Origin of the sequence: Psychrobacter urativorans (genome assembly GCF_001298525.1) — a bacterium.
Taxonomy (GTDB): domain Bacteria; phylum Pseudomonadota; class Gammaproteobacteria; order Pseudomonadales; family Moraxellaceae; genus Psychrobacter; species Psychrobacter urativorans_A.
This window is the reverse complement of the sequence record NZ_CP012678.1, coordinates 936,917-958,208: the sequence shown is the minus strand read 5'-3', so window position 1 is coordinate 958,208 and position 21,292 is coordinate 936,917. Positions and strand designations below refer to the sequence as shown.

Below are 21,292 nucleotides of genomic sequence, written 5' to 3'. Positions count from 1 at the left end.
ATAACATTCAAAACTCAGAAGCTAAAAGCGTTCATCTAAATTATCCAAAGTATAATTGAGCGCTTGAAAGCAAATATCCGTATCAAAACCACGATATTGCAAGAATCTTAACTGTCGCGCTTTGTCTTTTTGCTCGATTGGTATGTTTTCACCATATTTTTTGGTACGTGCCGTGACCGCAAGTTTTAGCCAATCAATGCCTTCAATTAAGCTGTCCTCACTATCATCAATAAACTCTCTAAATTCATCAGATTCTTCATTTGCCATATCGATAAGTTCGTCGATATTGCTTGGCATGTCTATTTTCTTACGATAAAACTCTTGCTTAATATGACCCCGTCCGCGCCCTTTACGAATGCTTTCACGGATAAGCATTAAAGTAGTGCGATAGTCACTTTGATAGCCCTTACTTTCAAACTCGTCTAACAACGCATCCGTTTTATCAGGGTCTTGTTCTTTATCAAGGAGCTTTTGTCTAAGCTCAGCTTTACCATATTCACGGCGTGATAAATAATAAAATGCCAACCAACGTAAACGGCTTTCTGCTTTAATAGCATCTACTTCAGCTTGGCGTTGTTCCGGCGAGCGTAAATAGGCTTTAAGGGCAGAGGGTAGGTTATCGGCATGGTTATCTGATTCTGACAGTATATTGGAATCGGTATTATTATCATCGTGAACTTCGCGTTTTACCTCGGCAAGCATCTCTTTAATACTTTGCGGTTGAGGAGGCTGATAGGTTGGTGCGTCACTAGGTTCGGCAGTAAAATTTGCTGCTGGATGAAAGCGTTTGTTACGTTTTTGCGTTTTTTTATTAGGTATTTTAGAGGAAGGGCGAGTAGTAAAAAAATCATTACTCATGGTCGTGTCGGAAGATTGCTGGTCATCAGGTGTTTGATACTCTACCTTTGATTCTCTAGGATAATTATTAGCGTTACTGTCCGTTCTGTTATTAGAATTAGATAGGCTCTTTTTTTTAGATACAGACAAGCTCGCTGAGTCAGATTCTGACTCAGCGAGTATTTCGGCTAATGTTTTAATCTGCATAACGATTAATCGATAATCAATAAATAACTATTGCATTGGTTCTGCATCTAATTCTTCATGAAGCTCAGCTACATCTGGTACTTGGCTGTCATCTTTTACACCGAGTTTTTCGGCACGGATTTTGGCTTCAATTTCCTCTGCAATCGCAGGATTCTCTTTTAAGAATATCACTGAGTTGGCTTTACCTTGACCAATTTTTTCATCGCCATAGCTGTACCATGAACCTGCTTTACCAACAGCGCCAATTTCAACGCCTAAATCAATGACTTCTGCTAAATGGTTCGTACCTTCGCCATAAGTAATTTCAAACTCAGCTTGACGAAACGGTGGTGCCATTTTGTTTTTAATAACTTTCACACGAGTTTGGTTGCCGATGATTTCATCGCCATTTTTAACCGCACCAATACGGCGAATATCCATACGCACTGAGGCGTAGAATTTCAGTGCATTACCGCCAGTCGTGGTCTCTGGGCTACCAAACATGACACCAATTTTCATACGGATTTGGTTAATAAACACCACCATACAGTTAGAGCGTTTGGCGTTACCAGTGATTTTACGCAAGGCTTGGCTCATTAAACGGGCTTGCAATCCCATGTGTGAGTCGCCCATTTCGCCTTCAATCTCAGCACGTGGTGTCAATGCCGCCACTGAGTCAATCACAATCATATCGACTGCGCCTGAACGTACCAACATATCCGTAATTTCGAGCGCTTGCTCGCCATTATCAGGCTGCGAGATTAATAAATCATTGGTATTTACCCCAAGTTTACGAGCATACACCGGATCTAACGCGTGTTCAGCATCAATAAAGGCACACGTACCGCCTTGCTTTTGACACTCTGCGATGGCTTGTAGCGTCATAGTCGTTTTACCAGAGCTTTCTGGACCGTAAATCTCAACGATACGACCTTTAGGTAAGCCACCAATGCCCAGTGCAATGTCTAAACCTAATGAGCCGGTCGAGACCACATCAACATCAAGTGCTGCTGAACTGTCACCTAAATGCATGATGGTATTTTTACCGAACTGCTTTTCAATTTGACCGAGTGCCGCTTTAAGTGCTTTGGCTTTATTGTCGTCCATAGTGGATACCTTGTCGTCAATGAATAATGTGAAAACGTAAATTAGTAAGTCTATTTGTATTGAATCGTGCTGTTCTTAGACAGGGTTTATTTTTGATATCAGTATGAAACTGAGTATCAAGCTTGGTATAAAACCAATCGTTAGAAGCTTACAAATGAAGTCATAAAAGATGAGTGTTAATAGATTGTAGAGCGTATGTCAGCTTACTATACAGTAAAAAAGTTATATTAAGAGTAGAAAAAAGTTCATAAATATAGATTGTTGCGATGAATTTTAAAGTGGCACTTACTAGGTAAGGCATTGTTTTATTTGATGAGGTTATTATACCAAAGTTCGTAGGTTATATAAGGGGTGGCAGTATACCAAGCGACATTGGCTGTCGTATACTATTGTAAGAAGCCATAAAAAATAGGGTAAAAGATAGAATGAAAAATATTAGCAAGCGTTGCTTTTTATATGCTAAGTTAGAGCTATTAACAGTGCTATCTATCAATAAAATCTTTATGTATTCATTATCTAAAAATGGACTAAATGAATGAAACTGTGAAACATTGGGCTTAATCAGATTTATTTTAAAATAAATATCTTCTAGTTTTGATAATTTATAAGTTATTGATTTAATTGTATTAATTAATTGTACAAAAAATGACCAATTTTACCTTAGCCTTTAAGATACCAAGCTAAATAGCTGTCAAGTACCTAGTTATCCACAAGGTTATCCACAGCTTATGTGGAGAACTCATGTATGCCTTATGTTACCAAGCTTTGCGCTCGTCGTAAATATGGGTAAGGCTCAATGACGAGCATCTCTTTAACGTATTCATACTGCCTTATGCATCGTAAATAAAGGGTTACGGCGATGTTTCACACTGCATAACGCTTCATTTTTGACACAGTAAACGACTCGTTGATAAGTATCACCATACACTACGATGATAAATCAGCTTATCCTTTTATGGGAAAAGATGGTCAGTAAAAAGGGCAGATTTCTTCCCTGCATTATTGAATCAAAGTCATTAAAAATAATTGATCCATACAAAATGGATAGCGGAAATATGTTATCCAGTGTTAAAAAAATATGCAAGTGCTTGATATAAGGTCTTATCGTAAGCACTTGTGTAAAATCAGTTTTACCAACAATATGGGAATATGGGTAGATAAAAGTATATTGCCATAAAAAAGCGGCTGTAACATTCAGCCGCTAAATATAGAGTAAATAATCAAACGGTAGCCACTAATCTTTGGTATAAATCAAATCCCAAACGCCATGCCCACGTTCTAAGCCACGACGCTCAAACTTGGTCATGGGTCGAAAATCAGGACGTGGGGTAAAGTTACCCTTGCCAGATTTATTACTGAGCCCTGAAAAGTCATCTAACACGTCGACCATCCAAAAAGCATAATGCTCCCAATCAGTGGCGGTATGAAACCAGCCGCCTTGCTTTAGGCTACGGGTCAAGATGGTCATACGTTCTGGACTGACAAAGCGGCGTTTGTAATGACGCTTTTTTTGCCAAGGATCAGGAAAGTAGAGTTGGATGCGATCAATATGATTTTCTGGTAACTGCTTGAGCAGTTGAATCGCGTCGCCATTGATAATTTTAACATTGGTCAGGTTTTGTGTCCCTGCCATATACGCACATTTACCAATACCAGGCTCATGAACTTCGATACCAACGAAGTTACGCGACGGTTCAGCGGCTGCCATTTCAATAAATGAATCACCAAGACCAAATCCAATCTCAAGCGTCAGCGGTGCTTCGCTACCGTTTGGGGTATCTGTAAATAAAATTCGCAAATCATGAATGTTATCAAGATTGCCATCACCGCAGCTATTATTGACCAGATAGTGCGCAAACTCTGGATCGGTTAGCGCTTGCTCAGCATTTTTATTCATATGCGTTTTGCGCTTCATAAAGGTATTGACGATACGGATACGCTTGCTTGGCTGATTGTCTGTGGTAGCGTCATCTACTGCTATCGCATTCATATCCTGTGCGCTAAGCGCTTGTTCAGCGGGGTTGCTATGCTCGTTAGTAGCGGGCACGTCTGAATTAACAGTATCGGTTGGCGCGTTTTGCTTGGTAAGAGTATTCATAAAGTTGCTAGAGCTTAATAAAGTGAGGAATATGTACCTATTATAGGCGAAATAATTTCTAGTGTGAATGTCTATCATACTTTCGATGATTAGAAACGCTGCGCTTTGATGTGCGCGTCATCATATACATCTGTCTTGGCATTATCATATAATAAAGCGGTAATGATGCAGTTTATCTCCTTCTTAATAGCCAACTGAGGCTACTGATATGCTATTTATCGAGACAGATTCGCCGCCGCCGTTTTATCAAGAAAAACTGACGCCGGCTAAGCGCAAACAGTTGGATCAATGGTTTTTGGGTCATCGGACGCAAGATTATTATCTCAAGCGTTTTGAACAATTCGATAAGCAAGGTTATTTATCGCCCAAATGGCATTGGGCAGCATTTTTTATCACTTTTCCATGGCTGCTATATCGTAAGCGCTATATGGATGCGATTGTGTATAGTGTGGCAGGTTGGTCATTTATTCAGCTCAATGTTGCTTTAGTACTGGTATTTTTTGAATTTGCTGCGATGTCGTATATTCCTGACGCTTATCAGATGGCAACGCGCATCGGTATCGCGGCAATCATTTGGTTATTTTGGTCGTTTATGGTGGCGCGCTGGACGGATGCCTATTATTACCGTATGGCACGACGTGAGATTGCGGATGCGCTTAACGATTATCCGCGTGATGAAGCTGCGCAAAAGGCACATTTACAGCGTGAAGGCGGCGTCAGTTTATACGGTTTGGGACTGGGGTTTGGGTTTTTTGCCTTTGCTTTGATGGTCATTAATGTGCAATTTTTGCCTATTGTGGCTAAGCCAAAAGAGAATGAGGTATTATTTAATACTTATGACCTCGCTAAAACCACGCAAAATAAAGTGGCACTCATTTATCAGCAGACAGGGCAGTGTCCTGTCGATTTACCACTAAACACTAATGAATCGCAGGTGCGTATCCAAATTGCTACTCAAGCAGCTGGCGCGCCTGAAACAGACTGTACGGTATTAGCGACTATCCAGAATGTTAAGTTTCCAAACCGCTATTTGAATGATCAGACCGTGCTGTTTTATCATAAGGTGGATGACAATAGCTGGCGCTGCACCAGCTCTCTTAATAAAAAACAAGTGCCTACATACTGCGTTGAGGATTAAACTAAGTGGTTTACTTATAAGGCTAAATTCTGAGGGTTAGAAAATGAGAATTTAGCCTTATAAGTATTTAAACCTATTTAAGTATGGCTATTAAAGATAGCTATTAAGTACGATTACGTCTCGGTATCAGTAGGACTGTTTTTTCGGTGTTATTTTTTTTGGCTATCTTTTTCGGTACTATTTTCTACAGTACTATCGGTTGGCACAACTTTGTTTTTTAGCACGGTATAAAGATTACCCAAATCCATTTTTCGCGCCTTATCAATATCTTCATCAAATAAACTCTCAAGCTCAGCGACTGCTGACTGTGCCGATTCAATCATCCGCGCCTCATCATCATAAATGGCTTGTTGGCGTTCAATCAAGTCATCATCATAATCGCGGAACGTTTGAATGGTTTCGCGGGCTTTTTCAGGTGAAATACCCAATAGCTGTAGGGATTCACGCGACATATCTAGCGAGGATAAATAAGTCTCACGCCAAATATGGCGTACACCGACTTCACGTAGGCGATAATAGTGCTGCCGATCGCGCGCTCGTGCCAGTACGATGAGATCAGGATAATTACGGCGCAGATATTGCGCCGTGGTCACCGATCGTTCTAAATCATCAACCGCAATGATAAAAAGGCGTGCTTTTTTTATACCGGCAGCGCGTAGAATTTCAGGGTTTTTTGGGTCGCCATAATAGACTTGATTACCAAATTTACGCACAAAATCCACTCTGTTAGCTGAGCGTTCAATCGCGGTAAACTCGATATTATGCATTCGCAGCACCCGCCCAATAATCTGTCCGACACGTCCAAAGCCTGCAATAATAACCTGATGCTCTTGGTCAGGAATGGTATCGTATTCACGACTGGTCTTGCGTTTCGCAAACAACGGCTCGCCAAATTTCTCTAATAATAAAAATGCCAGCGGCGTGAGTGCCATCGAAATCGTGACGATCAGATTGAGCACATTGGCAAGCTCAGGTTTGAGTACGTTCTGCATAGATGCCACACTGAATAGTACAAAGGCAAACTCACCGCCTTGGGCTAAGGTGACGCCCAGTCGAATACTGGTCGGCAAGCGATTACCTGAAGCCTTTGCAATAGCGGTGACCACTCCAAACTTAACCAGCATCAAGGCAATAGCACAGCCAATGATAAATACTGGCTGCGCTATAATCAGTTTAACATCGGTCAGCATACCGACTGACATAAAAAATAAGCCAAGTAGCAAGCCTTTAAAAGGCTCAATACTGGCTTCAAGCTCATGACGGTATTCAGAATCCGCCAACAACACACCCGTCAAAAATGCCCCTAGCGCCATTGACAGCCCAATCTGCTCCATCAAGATGGACACGCCCATCACGATAAATAACGCGACGGCAGTCAGTAATTCAGTTGCACCACTGAGCGCCACGAATTTGAAAAATGGACGCACAATATAACGGCTAGAGAAAATTAAACCGGCAAACACGGCAAATACTTTAGCAAAATAAATAAGGTCGTAGCTTTGTTCACGGATGCCTGATAAGAAGGGAATGACCGCCAATAATGGAATAACAGCAATGTCTTGAAAAAGTAAAATAGTGAAAGCTTCGCGACCGTGAGTACTTGAGAGTTGCTGTTTTTCGGTTAGAAGTTGTAAGACAAAGGCAGTAGACGAAAGGGCTAAACCAAAACCAACAATAAAGGCAGTATCTAGTTGTAGAGAGAAAAATTGATATAAAATACCCATCAACAACGTGCCGGTCAAACCGACTTGCAAGCCGCCAAGCATAAATATCGAACGCCGTAGCGCCCACAAGCGCGAGGGTTGCAGCTCAAGCCCGATAATAAACAACAGCATGACCACACCGAACTCAGAAAAATGCAGCAGGCTCTCAGCATCACCAACCACATCCAGTACACTAGGTCCTAATATCAGTCCGGTGACTAAATAACCTAAGACGGTAGCGAGTCCGAAACGCTTACCAAGCGGTACTAGAAGCAGCGCTGCACCCAAAAAAATCGTGGCTTGTAACATTAAGTTTGGTGAGCCGACGATGGCAGCGAGCATATAGATTCCTTAGCAATCGGTAAAATACATCATATAAAAATAGGGCAACAATGAGTAGTCAATTTATAATAAAACACTATTTTTTAAGATAAATTTTCCACACACTGTTGTCCGCAAGCGGATTGCTATATGCATCGTTGCGCTGCTTACGTGGGGTCTGCCGGCTATCGACAATTTTAAAATCAGGTAAGGCATGAACAATTAAACCCGTACGATAAAAACGTATGCGTTCAGGCTCTAACATCTCGCCTTTATGGTCTCGGCAGAACACATAAGCGCGTAAGTCAATGAACTCACGATGTGCGACTAATCGTGCTTCATCGTTGTTGTCAAATACTGCCTGCATACGCTCAAGCTCTTGCGGCGTGTAGTCACCACATTTATCTGTCAGTGCGCCAACTGAACCAAAGCTCGTAGATTCTTTGGCGCGCGTTTTGGTCAAATGCAGGCGCTGAACGTGATAGATGAACTGCGGAATCTCAAGGCTGGCAGGCAACGGTAGGTTATCAGGTGGGAGATAAGCAGCAGGATAAAATGCCATCGCGCGTTCAATCAACAGTTGCCACTCTTGCCGATAGGCTTGGACTTCTGCCAAATTACCTTCATAAATGGGCATATCGCGCACTTGACGTAAAATATCAGGCGGGAAATAAGTATCCCGAAAACTGGCAATGTCTTCTTGCAACGTTGATAGCAACACTTTCGCGTGCTTTTTTCCCTCTTTTGAGAGAGGGTCGTCAATATCACTGGGAGCAACAAAGGCAGCTGAGCGTCTAGACATAATAGGAGATCATCATTAAATAGATTAAAAAATAAAGCCAAAAATAATAAATAAGGTCAATGGTTCTGCCGACCAGCCATTTATTATCGATAATTTGATATTTATTATAACCACATAAACCGTCATAAGTTCAATTTGTTTGCAATGGCTATAGCATCTTATGGCTAGGGAATTTATTGTTACTTATTTTATATAGAATGGAGATATGGAGAAATAAAGCGCTAGATAGTGCTTGCGCCAATAAATATTATTCAACAGTATTATTTTTGAGTCAGTTATTAAGGTTGGTGTTTTGTGGACAAAAAATTAGCACAACCCTCTACCAATCAAGAGCCGCGCTTATTTAAGTTAGTTGCCAAGATAATATTAAGAATAATAAATGTGGGATTAGCAGTAGCAATCGGATTTTGGTTGTTTTTAGCCTCTACGATGGGACCCAGTTATCTGCCTAATATGTGCACTGGCTGCCTAGATTTTTGGATAAGAATGACGATGGTGGGTGTTGGTGCAGCCATTTGGATGGCGACTGCATTTTGGTTGATTTGGTTAGCGTGGTTGACGTTCCGCTATATTTGGCGAATAGTGCAGCGTTCTAGAAAGGGCTAAGCGTTCTAGATGGTTTGATGGGTTTGTATGGCGTGTCAATTTTGCCTGCGCTGATTTAATGAGAATGCCCATGATGACCACCGGTTGTCTTAACGGGACGTGCAGTAATATCGCAAACGAGCGCGTCAGAATGGGCGGTAGTTTGTGGATGAGTACCGCTTTCGACTTGAATGGTCGCATGACTGATACCCAAATCTTGCAAGCGTTGTTCTAACTCCGCAATAAGGACGCTTGCTTCATGAATATTCATCTCACCGTCCACTACCACATGACACGATAGCGCATGCAAACCACTGGTGATGCTCCACACGTGCAAATCATGTACCTTTTGCACCTGTTCGTGTTCAATTAAGCGTTGTTCAACGGTTTCTAGTGATAGGCCTTTGGGTGTGCCTTCCATGAGAATATGTACAGAGTCACGAACTACGCGGTAACCACTAATTAATATTAATACCGCCACGATAACCGAAGCGGCGGCATCCGCCCAAATCCACCCTAAAGTCATCATTAATAACGCAGCAATAATGGCAGCAACCGAACCCATCAAATCACTCAATACATGTAAATAGGCACTTTGCATATTCAAGTTAGTGGGCTTTTTATCTGGATTTTTTGTATTAGAATTTTTATGGTTGGTGTGTTTATTATCAGCCGTTGAGTCATGGCTATGAGCGTGCGCATCATCATGATTGCCACGATGTATCAACCATGCGACCAAGATATTAACCAACATACCAATGGTGGCAATAATGAGCATACCTTGCGTCGCAATCTCAGGTGGCGAGTTAAAGCGTTTAAGGGCTTCATAAAAAATCATCAGCGCAATGATGACCAGCGTTGCGCCATTGACGCCAGCGACTAATATCTCAAAGCGTTTATAGCCGAAGGTTTTCTGTTGCGTTGCTGCTTTTTCACCAATTTTGAATGCCATGAGCGTTGCGCCCAATGCCACTGCGTCACTAAGCATGTGACCCGCATCGGATAATAACGCTAAGCTTCCCGTCAGCCAGCCACCAATGGCTTCGACAAACATATAACCGGTAATAATAATAAAGCTGAGTAATAAGGTGCGCTGATAGCCTTTGGTGTCGTGCGAGACAGGGTTAGCGTTTGAGGCGTGGCTATGACCATCACTATGGCTATGCTCATGTTCCCTATTGTGCTCCTCAGAGAGGTGATGACCTGCTAATGGTTCGCCATTATTCAATTCAGAATGTGACTCTTTTGCACTGGTCTTTTCGACACTCATAACGGCACTCAGAATAATAAAAGTTAAATTGATTTAGCAACCATAATTAATACAGAAAAATGAGCCTATTTGCTAGTACATAGCTGTAAAGCGGCAGTGAAAATCTAAATATTAATTTTAGTGAAAATGCTACCAACCAACAGGATCAATATCCAAAGTAAGCTTGAGGTATTTCACATTGGGTAAGGCAAGTACGGGTTGCCACCATTGATTTAAAACATGATGTAGTTGGTTGCGGTCTTTAGCCAATAATAATAGCTGTGAATGATAGCGGCTGTTCTTTTTACTCATGGGCGCATCAATAGGACCAAGTACCGCTAAATTATGCGCGGCTGGCAACAGAGAAATAGCATCTTTTAATGCTTGGGTCGTGGCAGCTAATGTTTTACCTTCACAGCGAATCAAGGCGGCATGGCTATAAGGCGGCAACCCCATCATTTTGCGCTCTTGCAGTAACTCTTGAGCAAAGGGCAGATAGCCGTCTTTGACCAGTTTTAATAATAATGGATTATCAGGCTGTAGGGTTTGAATCAAGACGTGACCTACTTTGTCACCGCGTCCAGCACGCCCTGCCACTTGAATCATTAGCTGCGCGGTGTGTTCAGGTGAGCGAAAGTCAGCGGATAAAAATCCACGGTCGGCATTAGGTAAACACACTAAGGTAACGTTGGGGAAATGATGTCCTTTAGCCACCATTTGCGTCCCGACTAAGATTGCCGGTTTACCTTGATTAATCTGCTGATAAATCTTCTCCCAACTGTCTTTACGACGTGTGGTATCACGGTCAATTTGAATAATGGGATACAGGTTTTTACTGGTTTGCGGATTAGCAAAAATCGCATGGAGATTTTCGCTTAGCCGTGTGGTGCCCATACCTTTAGCATCTAAATTTTGACTGCCACAATCAGGACAAACCGCAGGAATATAAGCCTGCCAATCACAATGATGGCATTTTAAATAAGAGTGATAATGAGCCTGATTGCTATAATGCACGGTCAAATGCGCATCGCAGCGTGGACAGTCAGCTTGCCAACCGCACGCCTCACATAGCAAAACAGGCGCATAGCCACGCCTATTGAGAAATATCAATACCTGATCGCCCGCTTCTAACGTTTGCCGTATTGCACCAATCAGCTTATCCGTTAGCCCCGTATCATAACGTGCGCCATCATCTTGTGGTTGTTGGTGCGTAGGTTGCAGGCGAGCATCAATAAGCTGCATCGTGGCAAGCTTGGCACTGCCCGCCCGCGTGCGCAATTGGCATTCTATTAATTTGCCATCATGCACCAGTTTTAGATGTTCAAGAGTAGGGGTTGCGGTACCGAGCACGACAGGAATACGATATTGTAGACCGCGATATAGCGCTACATCAGCGGCATGATAGCGCAAGGTATCTTGTTGTTTATAAGAGGCATCATGGGCTTCGTCAACGATAATTAATCCTAAATTGGCAAAAGGATAGAGCACGGCTGAGCGTGTTCCAATGATGATTTGCGCGTGTCCCGTTCGGCAATCCTGCCAACCTTGCATGCGGTAAGTATTACTCATGCCTGAATGTAATAACACAATCTGTGCGGCAAAACGACTGGCAAAGCGCGCTCGTGTTTGCGGTGTAAGTCCAATCTCTGGCACTAAGATTAAGACCTGTTGACCGGCTTCCAAAACTGCTTGCATCGCTTGCAAATAGACTTCCGTTTTACCACTACCAGTAATACCGTTTAATAAAAATCCGCTATAACGACCTGCGCTGTGCGCTTCAAGAATAGCGTCAACGGCAATTTTTTGCTCATTGTTAAGGTCAAGCGGCATTTTCGCTAAGCTGACAGGTTTGGGCGCAGTTTTCGGTTGGATATAGCGTTCAATTAAGCCTTTATCTTCTAAAGTGGTTAAAAATGAACGCTGCATCCCTTCTAATAATAATACCTCTTCGCTTGCCCCGTGCTTACCATGCAATTTAAGCATATTAAACTGCTGTTTTTGCTTATTGGCATTGGCATGAAAATCATCATCATTGACGTTTGCTAAAATGCGCCAATGGGTAATCAATAAATCCAGCGGTTTCCCTTGGCGTATTAACGTTGGCAACATGACAGACAACACATCACCGAGCGGATAATGATAATAACGCGCTAGCCACGATGCCAACGTTAACATAAGCTCATCTAGGATAGGCGCATCATCTAAACATTGATTGATGGGTTTTAGCTTATTAATAGGGACGCTGCTATCGGCTTCATTAATATGAGCGATGACAATACCGATTAAGGTCTGCCGTCCAAAAGAAACTTCGACGCGACTGCCGATTTCTGGTAAGACAGGCGTGGGTAACGCGCTCGCATCTGTTGACACGCTATAGTCAAATACACGATAAAGGGGAACGGGTAAAGCCACTTGTACCAACATAACGCGCGTTAGCTGCCTCGCATGATTAGAAAGATTAATAATTAGAAATAATAAGATATTAGGAAAAGAAGTATGGCTCAGGATAAAAAAATAAAGCCCAAATAACAGTATTCGGGCTTTATTGTTGTGATTCAATAGTTATATATTTGACGATGATGTCATATCATATTAAAACTATGCAATATATAAAATCGACTCAATCTCAACCACACCGCCTTTAGGTAAAGCAGCCACTTGCACGGCAGCGCGGGCAGGATATGGCTCGCTTAAATTTGCAATGAATACTTCATTCAGTGCCGCAAAATCATTTAAATCGGTTAATGATACATTAAATTTGACCACATCATTTAAGCTACCACCAGCGGCTTCACAAATGGCTTTGATATTTTCAAAGGCTTGCTTAGCTTGTGCTTCAAACCCTTCTTGTAATTCCATGGTCACAGGGTCAAGACCAAGTTGACCTGAAACATAAACAGTATTGCCAACTTTTACGGCTTGTGAATAAGTACCAACAGCGGCAGGGGCTTTATCAGTTGAGATGGTTTGACGAGTCATAAACTATCCTTATGGTGCTTTTGGTTATGTAATGCGCTAAATATTTAGTAGAGGACATCATTATTTTATCTTTATACAAAATTGAATGATGACGACCATTATTATAACTGATAGAGACGCATGATATTAGGAAAACCTAACAATGAGCGCATATTGCGGATACCTTGCGCCAAGTGTATACGGCTACGTACGATCACATGAATAATGGTATCGGTACTGCGGACATCGACGGTTTCGATGCCAATATTCAGTTGCCGTAAATGGTAAATGACTTCACTGATTTGTTCATCGCTTAATGCGATTGATAGTTTTAAGAAAGCGGGGAAACGGATTTTTTCGTCATATTCACCGTTATCGTTGCGGCGAATGGCTTTATCATCACGCCAACGTAATTGGATAACTTGATAAGGATTGTCTTTGCGGATGTCGTCTAATGAAAAGCACTTATGTCGATGTACTACTAAACCGTGTCGTGATAGATGCCCAACAATGGGGTCGCCGTAAATGGGATGACAGCAGTTGGCAAAGTCCAACTCGACACCAGCGGCATTGGCAACCAACTGCTGTGGCTGTGCCAAATCATCGCCGTGCTCTTGAGCTTGTAGACAGTTGACTTCATCGCTAAACAAGCGTGATACGACCAGCTGTGGTAACAAAGTACCGGAGCTAATTTGTTCAAATAAGGTGCTTTTTTCGTTCAGCCCACGCCATTCAAGAAGATTATCCCAGTCACTAGCGCTCAAATCACTCAGACTTTTTTGATAAGTTTGTAAGGCGCGGTCGAGGGCTTGTTGTCCATGACGCTGCTTGTCTTCAGCCGATAAATCTTTAAACCAGCGCAATATTTCTTCCCGTGCTTTATTGGTCACCACAAACCCTAGCCATTCTGCTTTCGGTTCAGAGTTGCTATCAACCTCAATCTCGACCAGCTGTCCATTGGTCACCACCGTTCCTAATCGAGATTTTTTACCATCGACGCTCGCACCCACTGCCACATTGCCGACCATCGGTCCAACGGCATAAGCAAAGTCTAGCGCCGTTGCGCCTTGTGGCAACTCATAAGCGCGCCCTTGCGGACTGTAACAAAGAATTTTGCTTGAGTGTAAGTAGTCCATCAATTCATTAATAGCAGACACCGCCGCTGAAAAATCAGGACTGTTTTCATTAAGCGTATCTTCATCGACCAAGTCTTTCATATTGCGCAGTGATGCCTGAATGACCGATTGGCTGACATCAGAAGCGTGCTCGGCTCCAATAACGCCAAGCCTTGCCGCATGTTGCATTTGCTTGGTTAAAATAGTCGCTTTCACAAAGTCGTTATCACGCTCATAAATCAAGGTGAGCGACTGGTTACCGCCGGGTAGGGGACGGCGAATATTGTCTTCGATATGAGTGTCATCAATCTGATATTTTTTAATCAAATAATACGCCAGCTTATCGCATTCCTCAATATTATCGAGCACAATCTCAAACGCATAATGGCGCAGTAACGCGTTAATTTCGCCACGATTGCGGAAGAATTGTCGGAAGATAACTACGCGATTGTCTAAGACTTTAACGTGTCCACTTAACCCTAAGTTATGTAAGACAATGGTCAAATAACGGTGAATGGCTTCGCGTTGAAAGTTACGCCCAAGCCCATGTTGCAACAATTTATCAGACAGCTTGTTATACATATCAGAATCGAGATTGCGATAACACAGTACCTCGATATAATCGGCAATATCATTTAGCCCCATTAGACGCGCAAAAGGAACATAAAAATCTAAGGTTTCTTGTGCCGTTGAACGCTGTTTTTCAGGGCGTACAGAATCAAGGGTCGACATATTATGCAGACGGTCGGCAAGCTTAATAATCAATACGCGCGGGTCATCAAGGGTCGCAGTTAGAATTTTATGAAAGGTTGCCGCTTTATTTTCTTGTTTATTATGGCTGCTAGATTTGAGCTTAGTGACGCCATCGACCAGCCGTGCAACCACCTTGCCATAACGCTGCGCCAATTGATCGTCGCTGACCTCGGTATCTTCTACCGTATCGTGCAAAATAGCCGCGATAATCGTGTCACGATCCAAGCGAAAGCCCGCCAAGATTTCAGCAACCGCAATTGGGTGCGTGATATAAGGTTCCCCAGACTTGCGCTTATCTTTAATATGCGCAATATCACCGAACTCACAGGCGTCAATAATATCACGCCGCTCAGCGGCATTGAGATAGCCTACTGAGCGCAGCAAATTGTATTGAGCTTCATCAACCATATGGTGACTGAGCTTGGGTAAGGTTTGGCTCATAAAGTGACTATCCTGTTATTATGCGGGATTGCTTGGATGGACTGTAAGGTTATGATAATAAGGTCATGCAGAAATAAAACAGACAAAGCACAAGAGTAAAAATATGAAGATACGGCAGCGTTGGATATTATTTTAGTGGTTAAACCACCCTCTAATTAATCGTAAATTGCAGTAAATGTCAACTACTAAGCACAAAGTCATGATAAAAAATAAAAAATACGGCAACTCGCGGCAATTTTTCTGAGAAAATCTCACACTAACCCGTAAAGCAAAGTCAATATAAACGGCAAAAACCACAGCATCACACTGTGGTTTTTATTTAAATATTTGTACGTTTTTTCAGTTATATAAGCAATGCTTGCTTAAAAACCATGGTCACCTGATAATGCCAAATCTAACGAGCTGGTTGCAAAATGATGCTCCGGCTGATTGAGAATATCGCGAGTGATTTTGCCAGCAGCAATCTCACGTAAGGCTAAGACGGTCGGTTTATCGTTATCAACGTCAACCATGGGCTCAGCAATACCTTTAGCCAATTGACGGGCGCGTTTGCTTGCAACCAACACCAGCTCAAAGCGATTATCCACATTATCCAAACAATCTTCAATCGTCACGCGTGCCATAGCTAGCTACCTCGGTTGTTTTTATCAGTTGCGGAGACGATCCGCATACTAATAATAGTATCAGAAATATAAAAAATATAGGGGAATAACCGTTTATTATAGCATTTTTTGCGCACGCACGTAATTGCTTTTTTTTAGTTAATCCATGGATAAGCGATATGGCTTAACGTTAATCATTTGTTGAGGGATTAAGTAGCGTTGTAATGGTGCTCTGATAACGACGTTGCTGGCGTGCTAGCGTCTGTCTATCGGCAATAATAATGGCTTTGAGTTCAGTAAGCGCCACCTCAAAATTATCATTAATGACCACATAATCGGCATGCACATACTGCGACATCTCATGCACTGAGCCTGCTAGACGCTGTTCAATGACGTCAGTGCTGTCGGTGGCGCGTGTTGATAGACGCTGACGTAAAGTTGCGACACTCGGCGGTAAGATAAAAATCATGATGGCATCAGCAAAAAGCTTTTTGACTTGTAGCGCCCCTTGCCAGTCGATTTCTAAAATGACATCAATACCCGATTCTAATTGGGCGCGTACACTTTGTTCAGACGTTCCATAATAGTTACCGAACACTTCTGCATGCTCTAAAAATTTGCCTTCACCCACTGCCTGAATAAAAGTGTCTATATCCGTAAAATGGTAATGCTGACCATCAAGCTCGCCCGGACGCGGACTTCTAGTGGTATGGGAGACACTCACGGTTAAATCATTGGTGGTGGCAAGTAGCTGCTTGACCAGCGAGGTCTTGCCCGTACCGGAAGCTGCAGTAATAATAAATAATGAACCTGTCATAGAAAACGTCCTAATGCGCTATTGGTAAAGTTGAAAAAAGTCGGCAGTAAAAACTTGAAAAATATTGGCTAAAAAATAGTGACGAATAATTAGGTAGCTAATAATACGCGCATTCTGTGATGGGTCAAAGGATGGTTGAAAGATGAGTCAAAAATAAAATAATCGAATCGTTCTTATTTTAAAAATAAGTGATTTAGAAAATATCAATAATACTGTCAAGGTAGTATTTTAAAATTCAGGAAAAGTAAATTATGCTAAAGTAGAGCCTTCATTTATCTCAGTTTTCTAAAATCAAATTATCTAATGATAGGTCTCATTATGCAAATTTATCTTGCCAATCCACGTGGGTTTTGTGCGGGTGTTGACCGTGCGATTGCGATTGTTAACCAAGCTTTAACGCGTTTTGAGCCACCCATCTATGTGCGTCATGAAGTGGTACATAACAAGTTTGTAGTTTCAGACTTAGCCAATCGTGGTGCGGTATTCGTCGAAGAGCTGCATGAAGTACCGGATGGCTCGATTGTGATTTTCTCTGCACATGGGGTCTCAAAAGCGGTCGAAGATGAAGCCAAACGCCGTGACCTCACGGTATTTGACGCCACCTGTCCACTGGTTACTAAAGTGCATATGGAGGTGGCAAAATTTGCTCATGATGGTATGGATGCGGTGTTAATCGGTCATGCCGGGCATCCTGAGGTTGAAGGTACGATGGGACGTTTTAGTCATCGTCATGGTGGGCACATTCATTTGGTCGAAAATGAAGCCGATGTGGAAAATTTGACCGTACAAGATGCTGAGCGCTTGGCTTTTGTGACGCAAACCACGTTATCTATGGACGATACCGCGCGCGTCATCGATGCCCTGCGTGTTAAATTCCCCAAGATTCAAGGACCGCGCAAAGACGATATTTGCTATGCCACCCAAAACCGCCAAGATGCCGTCAAAGATTTGGCGGGGCGTTGTGAAGTTGTGTTAGTGGTCGGTTCGCCGAATTCATCAAACTCTAACCGCCTGCGCGAATTAGCAGAACGTATGGATTGCCAAGCATACCTAATTGATAACGCGAGCGAAATGGATGTTAATTGGTTTAAAGGTGTCCAAAGCGTTGGCGTGACAGCAGGGGCATCAGCACCTGAAATTTTAATTCAAGAAGTGTTACAGCAACTCCAAGATTGGGGTGGGGCAGTGCCTGATGAGCTAGCAGGTATCGAAGAAAACGTCATTTTTAGTTTGCCAAAAGAGCTGCGTATTCCAGTGACACAAGTAGGTAAATAGTGCTTATAAATATCTATATAATTTAACGATTGAAGAGAAGCTAGTATGAAAATAAATAAATTTGTATTGGCAGAAGCGACTATTGGTGAAGTTGAAAAGCAGTTGAAGCTAAACATATTGATTACTGTCGTGCTTCTATTTGTATTGAGCAATAATATAGTGCACTTTATGCGTGCTAAAAGTTTTTTTTATGCAGCGTTGACTGTAGCAATGATGATTGCCTTATTTTTTGTCATTAAGAGCCGTCAAGTTCTTAAATTAAAAAAACAGGCGCTTCTTAAATAAAATATGGAGTTGCTATGAGCGCTTATTACCATTGTATTCACCGCGAGCAGCAAGCCGATGGCGTCAGCGTTGCCTATTATCAGCCTACTGAGCATACTGAAGGCACATGGAATACGCTTGATCAGCATATGGCATCAGCAACTGGACTACTTACTCGTGAGCTAAGTCAGTTTGCACCGCAAGATAATATGCGACTTGCCCGTATTAGCCTTGATATTCTAGGGCGTATACCGTTAGCCGAATCTACAATTACTACCCGTTTTATCCGTACCGGCAAAACGATTGAACTGATAGAGTCCGTATTAAGCTGTAGCGGTCGTGATTGTATTATTGCTCGTGCTTGGCGATTAATGACGCAAGATACCCGTGCGATTGCTGGGATTGAAGATCCAGTAGCGCCTTATCAGCCTGAGCAATTGTCCGAGTGGCAAGAGATGCATAACTGGCCAGGTGGCTATATCAAAAGTTTGCGTTTGGTATCAGCGCCAAATCGCCGTCCCGGTCGCGGCATGGTGTGGGTGACGACAGACGTTGAGATGGTGGCGGGCGAGCCGACTGATGATTTAACCCATTTAATGGGTATGGTCGATACGGCTAATGGTATCGTACCGCGTACGGGTTTGGGCTTGGATGAGGCGCAGTGGATGTTTCCCAATACCGATTTACAGATTCATATGCACCGTTTGCCACAAGGTCGTTGGTTAGGTATTGACGCTGTACAGCAATACGGTAGCGATGGTATCGGGCTGACCAGTGCTGTACTGCATGACATTTATGGTCCTTTTGGGCGTAGCGAACAAATTCTAACGGTGCGTCCAATGCCGTGCTAGTTTGTACCTAATCTTTGCTTAGCTATTCACAACGACAGCGTTAATGATAATAAAGCCACGCTTTATGCTTGAAATTTTTTGCCGTGCCCCTATTTGTATAAACAGTCCGTTTATTAAATACGGTGACTTGTTACTTTTATTTATTCATTAAGGATCGGTTATGAGCGAACAAACCTCAACAGAAAACCAAAAACCCGAACTAAAAAAACATACCTTTGAAGCAGAAGTGGCTCAGTTATTACACTTAGTGACCCATTCGCTATACTCTAATTCCGATATTTTCGTACGTGAGTTGGTCTCAAACGCCTCTGATGCCTGTGATAAATTGCGTTTTGAAGCGACCAATGATGACAGTCTTTACGAAGATGACGGTGAGCTGCGTATTCGTATTGCGGTCGATGAAGACGCTAAAACCATTACCTTTACCGATAATGGTATTGGTATGAATGAAGCGGATGCGATTGAAAACTTGGGCACGATTGCCAAATCTGGTACTAAGGCTTTCCTAGACAAGTTGTCTGAATCGCAAAAGCAAGATGGTCAGTTAATCGGTCAATTTGGGGTTGGTTTTTATTCAGGCTTTATTGTAGCGGATACGATTAGCGTGGAAACCCGTAAAGCGGGCGAGCCTGCGGAAAATGGCGTACGCTGGGTATCGGACGGCACGGGTAGCTTTACGGTTGAAAACATCACTAAAGCAGAGCGCGGCTCGAGCATTACTTTACATTTAAAAGAGCAGTATTCTGAAGGCGAAGACAGCTATTTAGACCGCAACAAAATCAAGCGTTTGGTCAATAAGTATTCTGACCATATCAGCCTGCCAATTCAGATGCGTAAAGAAGTATGGCAAGAAGATGAAGTTGAGGAAGGTAGCGACACGCCTGCCAATGGTCAAATGGTCTTAACCGACGAATGGGAAACCATTAACAAAGCCAGTGCCTTATGGACGCGTACGCCATCTGACATTGAAGATGAAGAATATGTCGACTTTTATAAAAATATCACTTATGACATGGACGCCCCATTAACGTGGACGCATAACCGTGTTGAAGGTCGCGTGCAATATACTCAGCTACTCTATATCCCGAAAACTGCACCGATGGATTTATACGCACGCGAGCAGCAACACGGCTTAAAGCTGTATGTGAAGCGCGTCTTTATTATGGATGATGCTGAGCAGTTGCTACCGATGTATTTGCGTTTTGTAAAAGGCGTCATTGATTCAGCGGATTTACCTTTGAACGTCAGCCGTGAAATTTTACAAGAATCGCGTGATGTTAAGTCTATTCGTGATGGCAACGCGCGTCGTATTTTGACTTTATTAGCGAGTCTTGCGAATAGTGAAGATGCGGATAAACAAGAAAAATTCGCGCAGTTCTATGCTGAATTTGGTGATGTCATCAAAGAAGGCGTTGGCGAAGATATGGGCAATAAAGAACGTATTGCCAAATTACTACGCTACGCAACCAGCACCCAAGATGGCGAAACGACTAGTTTTGAAGACTATAAAGCACGCATGAAAGACGGTCAAAAAGCCATTTATTATCTCACTGCTGACAACATTGCTGCTGCTAAAAATAGCCCACAACTTGAGCTATTTAAGAAAAAAGGCATCGAAGTTATTTTGATGACCAGCCGTGTTGATGAATGGGCAATGAACTTCTTAACCGAATTTGATGGCACGCAATTACAAAACATCGCTAAAGGTGCGGTAGATTTAGGCGACTTGCAAGACGAAGCCGAAAAAGCTGAAGCCGAAAAAGCTGAAGAGACGCTCAAGCCAGTGGTTGATAAGTTCAAAGCTGCCTTAGGTTTGCGTGCTAAAGACGTCAAAGTGTCTACCCGTTTGGTCGATAGTCCAGCCTGCTTAGTGGTTGGCGAAGGTGAGTTGTCTCCACAAATGATCCAAATGCTCAAGCAAATGGGGCAGGATGTGCCAGAAAGCAAACCGACGCTTGAGATTAACCCTGACCATCCATTGATTAAAAAGTTAGAGAATAGCGCGCAATCTGATGGCGACTTTGACAAGTTGGCGCAAGTTATTTTTGACCAAGCGTTACTCGCGGATGGTGGTCAGCTTGAAGATCCTGCGGCTTATCTTAAACGTGTGAACGAGCTATTGATGCGCTAATAATTATTTTTAATGCGCTAATAGTTATATAGCTGATATTCTATTTGAAAATTACGCTA

Annotated in this window: 17 protein-coding genes; 6 read left to right on the top strand and 11 right to left on the bottom strand. The window is 42.6% G+C overall.

What is annotated here, in order from left to right; genetic code table 11:
* Positions 1 to 21: 21 nt before the first annotated feature.
* The 3 genes from AOC03_RS04165 to trmB form a co-directional block, all read right to left on the bottom strand.
* The gene (locus AOC03_RS04165) at positions 22 to 1,044 is read right to left on the bottom strand and encodes a regulatory protein RecX (protein ID WP_062533729.1); all 1,023 of its coding nucleotides are present in this window, start codon (positions 1,042 to 1,044) and stop codon (positions 22 to 24) included.
* A 27-nt stretch (positions 1,045 to 1,071) separates the two neighbouring features.
* Positions 1,072 to 2,130, bottom strand: coding sequence for a recombinase RecA (gene recA / locus AOC03_RS04160; protein ID WP_062533728.1), 1,059 nt, complete (start codon positions 2,128 to 2,130; stop codon positions 1,072 to 1,074).
* Between the two features lie 1,234 nt (positions 2,131 to 3,364).
* Positions 3,365 to 4,120, bottom strand: coding sequence for a tRNA (guanosine(46)-N7)-methyltransferase TrmB (gene trmB, locus AOC03_RS04155; protein WP_227514320.1), 756 nt, complete (start codon positions 4,118 to 4,120; stop codon positions 3,365 to 3,367).
* Positions 4,121 to 4,436: 316 nt separating this feature from the next.
* Here trmB and AOC03_RS04150 point away from each other — a divergent pair, with 316 nt between their 5' ends.
* Positions 4,437 to 5,366, top strand: a complete 930-nt coding sequence (locus tag AOC03_RS04150; protein WP_062533726.1) for a DUF2628 domain-containing protein — start codon at positions 4,437 to 4,439, stop codon at positions 5,364 to 5,366.
* A gap of 149 nt (positions 5,367 to 5,515) precedes the next feature.
* On the opposite strand, the gene AOC03_RS04145 is transcribed toward AOC03_RS04150, so the two are convergent.
* Together AOC03_RS04145 and AOC03_RS04140 are read right to left on the bottom strand one after the other, a co-directional pair.
* Positions 5,516 to 7,411 (bottom strand): monovalent cation:proton antiporter-2 (CPA2) family protein, encoded by a 1,896-nt coding sequence (locus AOC03_RS04145; protein WP_062533725.1) that lies wholly within the window; start codon positions 7,409 to 7,411, stop codon positions 5,516 to 5,518.
* A 76-nt stretch (positions 7,412 to 7,487) separates the two neighbouring features.
* Positions 7,488 to 8,192, bottom strand: a complete 705-nt coding sequence (locus AOC03_RS04140) for a hypothetical protein (RefSeq protein WP_062533724.1) — start codon at positions 8,190 to 8,192, stop codon at positions 7,488 to 7,490.
* Positions 8,193 to 8,486: 294 nt separating this feature from the next.
* On the opposite strand from AOC03_RS04140, the gene AOC03_RS04135 reads away from it, so the two are divergent.
* The gene (locus tag AOC03_RS04135) at positions 8,487 to 8,798 is read left to right on the top strand and encodes a hypothetical protein (protein WP_062533723.1); all 312 of its coding nucleotides are present in this window, start codon (positions 8,487 to 8,489) and stop codon (positions 8,796 to 8,798) included.
* 55 nt (positions 8,799 to 8,853) lie between these two features.
* On the opposite strand, the gene AOC03_RS04130 is transcribed toward AOC03_RS04135, so the two are convergent.
* The 6 genes from AOC03_RS04130 to gmk form a co-directional block, all read right to left on the bottom strand.
* A complete protein-coding gene (locus AOC03_RS04130; protein ID WP_084785765.1) occupies positions 8,854 to 10,047 on the bottom strand; it encodes a cation diffusion facilitator family transporter in 1,194 nt (397 codons plus the stop codon).
* Between the two features lie 129 nt (positions 10,048 to 10,176).
* Positions 10,177 to 12,450, bottom strand: a complete 2,274-nt coding sequence (locus AOC03_RS04125; RefSeq protein WP_157049284.1) for a primosomal protein N' — start codon at positions 12,448 to 12,450, stop codon at positions 10,177 to 10,179.
* A gap of 174 nt (positions 12,451 to 12,624) precedes the next feature.
* Complete coding sequence (locus AOC03_RS04120; protein WP_062533722.1) at positions 12,625 to 13,005, bottom strand: RidA family protein; 381 nt, start codon at positions 13,003 to 13,005, stop codon at positions 12,625 to 12,627.
* 101 nt (positions 13,006 to 13,106) lie between these two features.
* On the bottom strand, positions 13,107 to 15,293 hold the full coding sequence (locus AOC03_RS04115; protein WP_062533721.1) for a RelA/SpoT family protein: 2,187 nt from the start codon (positions 15,291 to 15,293) through the stop codon (positions 13,107 to 13,109).
* Between the two features lie 362 nt (positions 15,294 to 15,655).
* Complete coding sequence (gene rpoZ / locus AOC03_RS04110) at positions 15,656 to 15,916, bottom strand: DNA-directed RNA polymerase subunit omega (protein ID WP_062533720.1); 261 nt, start codon at positions 15,914 to 15,916, stop codon at positions 15,656 to 15,658.
* A 169-nt stretch (positions 15,917 to 16,085) separates the two neighbouring features.
* Positions 16,086 to 16,712: a guanylate kinase gene (gene gmk / locus AOC03_RS04105; RefSeq protein WP_062533719.1), complete on the bottom strand. Its 627-nt coding sequence runs from the start codon at positions 16,710 to 16,712 to the stop codon at positions 16,086 to 16,088.
* A 318-nt stretch (positions 16,713 to 17,030) separates the two neighbouring features.
* On the opposite strand from gmk, the gene ispH reads away from it, so the two are divergent.
* The 4 genes from ispH (at position 17,031) to htpG (ending at position 21,233) form a co-directional block, all read left to right on the top strand.
* Positions 17,031 to 17,987 carry a 4-hydroxy-3-methylbut-2-enyl diphosphate reductase gene (gene ispH / locus AOC03_RS04100; protein ID WP_062533718.1) on the top strand — a complete coding sequence of 319 codons (957 nt, stop codon included), beginning with the start codon at positions 17,031 to 17,033 and terminating at the stop codon, positions 17,985 to 17,987.
* Positions 17,988 to 18,032: 45 nt separating this feature from the next.
* The gene (locus AOC03_RS04095; RefSeq protein WP_062533717.1) at positions 18,033 to 18,272 is read left to right on the top strand and encodes a hypothetical protein; all 240 of its coding nucleotides are present in this window, start codon (positions 18,033 to 18,035) and stop codon (positions 18,270 to 18,272) included.
* A gap of 14 nt (positions 18,273 to 18,286) precedes the next feature.
* Positions 18,287 to 19,102, top strand: coding sequence for a thioesterase family protein (locus AOC03_RS04090; RefSeq protein ID WP_062533716.1), 816 nt, complete (start codon positions 18,287 to 18,289; stop codon positions 19,100 to 19,102).
* Between the two features lie 160 nt (positions 19,103 to 19,262).
* The gene (gene htpG, locus AOC03_RS04085; protein ID WP_062533715.1) at positions 19,263 to 21,233 is read left to right on the top strand and encodes a molecular chaperone HtpG; all 1,971 of its coding nucleotides are present in this window, start codon (positions 19,263 to 19,265) and stop codon (positions 21,231 to 21,233) included.
* Positions 21,234 to 21,292: the final 59 nt, after the last annotated feature.

What these genes read in the sequence shown, in the direction of transcription:
- AOC03_RS04165 (WP_062533729.1), bottom strand. Translation starts at nt 1,044, where the DNA reads ATGCAGATTAAAACATTAGCCGAAATACTCGCTGAGTCAGAATCTGAC.
- recA (WP_062533728.1), bottom strand. Translation starts at nt 2,130, where the DNA reads ATGGACGACAATAAAGCCAAAGCACTTAAAGCGGCACTCGGTCAAATT.
- trmB (WP_227514320.1), bottom strand. Translation starts at nt 4,120, where the DNA reads ATGAATGCGATAGCAGTAGATGACGCTACCACAGACAATCAGCCAAGC.
- AOC03_RS04150 (WP_062533726.1), top strand. Translation starts at nt 4,437, where the DNA reads ATGCTATTTATCGAGACAGATTCGCCGCCGCCGTTTTATCAAGAAAAA.
- AOC03_RS04145 (WP_062533725.1), bottom strand. Translation starts at nt 7,411, where the DNA reads ATGCTCGCTGCCATCGTCGGCTCACCAAACTTAATGTTACAAGCCACG.
- AOC03_RS04140 (WP_062533724.1), bottom strand. Translation starts at nt 8,192, where the DNA reads ATGTCTAGACGCTCAGCTGCCTTTGTTGCTCCCAGTGATATTGACGAC.
- AOC03_RS04130 (WP_084785765.1), bottom strand. Translation starts at nt 10,047, where the DNA reads ATGAGTGTCGAAAAGACCAGTGCAAAAGAGTCACATTCTGAATTGAAT.
- AOC03_RS04125 (WP_157049284.1), bottom strand. Translation starts at nt 12,450, where the DNA reads ATGTTGGTACAAGTGGCTTTACCCGTTCCCCTTTATCGTGTATTTGAC.
- AOC03_RS04120 (WP_062533722.1), bottom strand. Translation starts at nt 13,005, where the DNA reads ATGACTCGTCAAACCATCTCAACTGATAAAGCCCCTGCCGCTGTTGGT.
- AOC03_RS04115 (WP_062533721.1), bottom strand. Translation starts at nt 15,293, where the DNA reads ATGAGCCAAACCTTACCCAAGCTCAGTCACCATATGGTTGATGAAGCT.
- rpoZ (WP_062533720.1), bottom strand. Translation starts at nt 15,916, where the DNA reads ATGGCACGCGTGACGATTGAAGATTGTTTGGATAATGTGGATAATCGC.
- gmk (WP_062533719.1), bottom strand. Translation starts at nt 16,712, where the DNA reads ATGACAGGTTCATTATTTATTATTACTGCAGCTTCCGGTACGGGCAAG.
- ispH (WP_062533718.1), top strand. Translation starts at nt 17,031, where the DNA reads ATGCAAATTTATCTTGCCAATCCACGTGGGTTTTGTGCGGGTGTTGAC.
- AOC03_RS04095 (WP_062533717.1), top strand. Translation starts at nt 18,033, where the DNA reads ATGAAAATAAATAAATTTGTATTGGCAGAAGCGACTATTGGTGAAGTT.
- AOC03_RS04090 (WP_062533716.1), top strand. Translation starts at nt 18,287, where the DNA reads ATGAGCGCTTATTACCATTGTATTCACCGCGAGCAGCAAGCCGATGGC.
- htpG (WP_062533715.1), top strand. Translation starts at nt 19,263, where the DNA reads ATGAGCGAACAAACCTCAACAGAAAACCAAAAACCCGAACTAAAAAAA.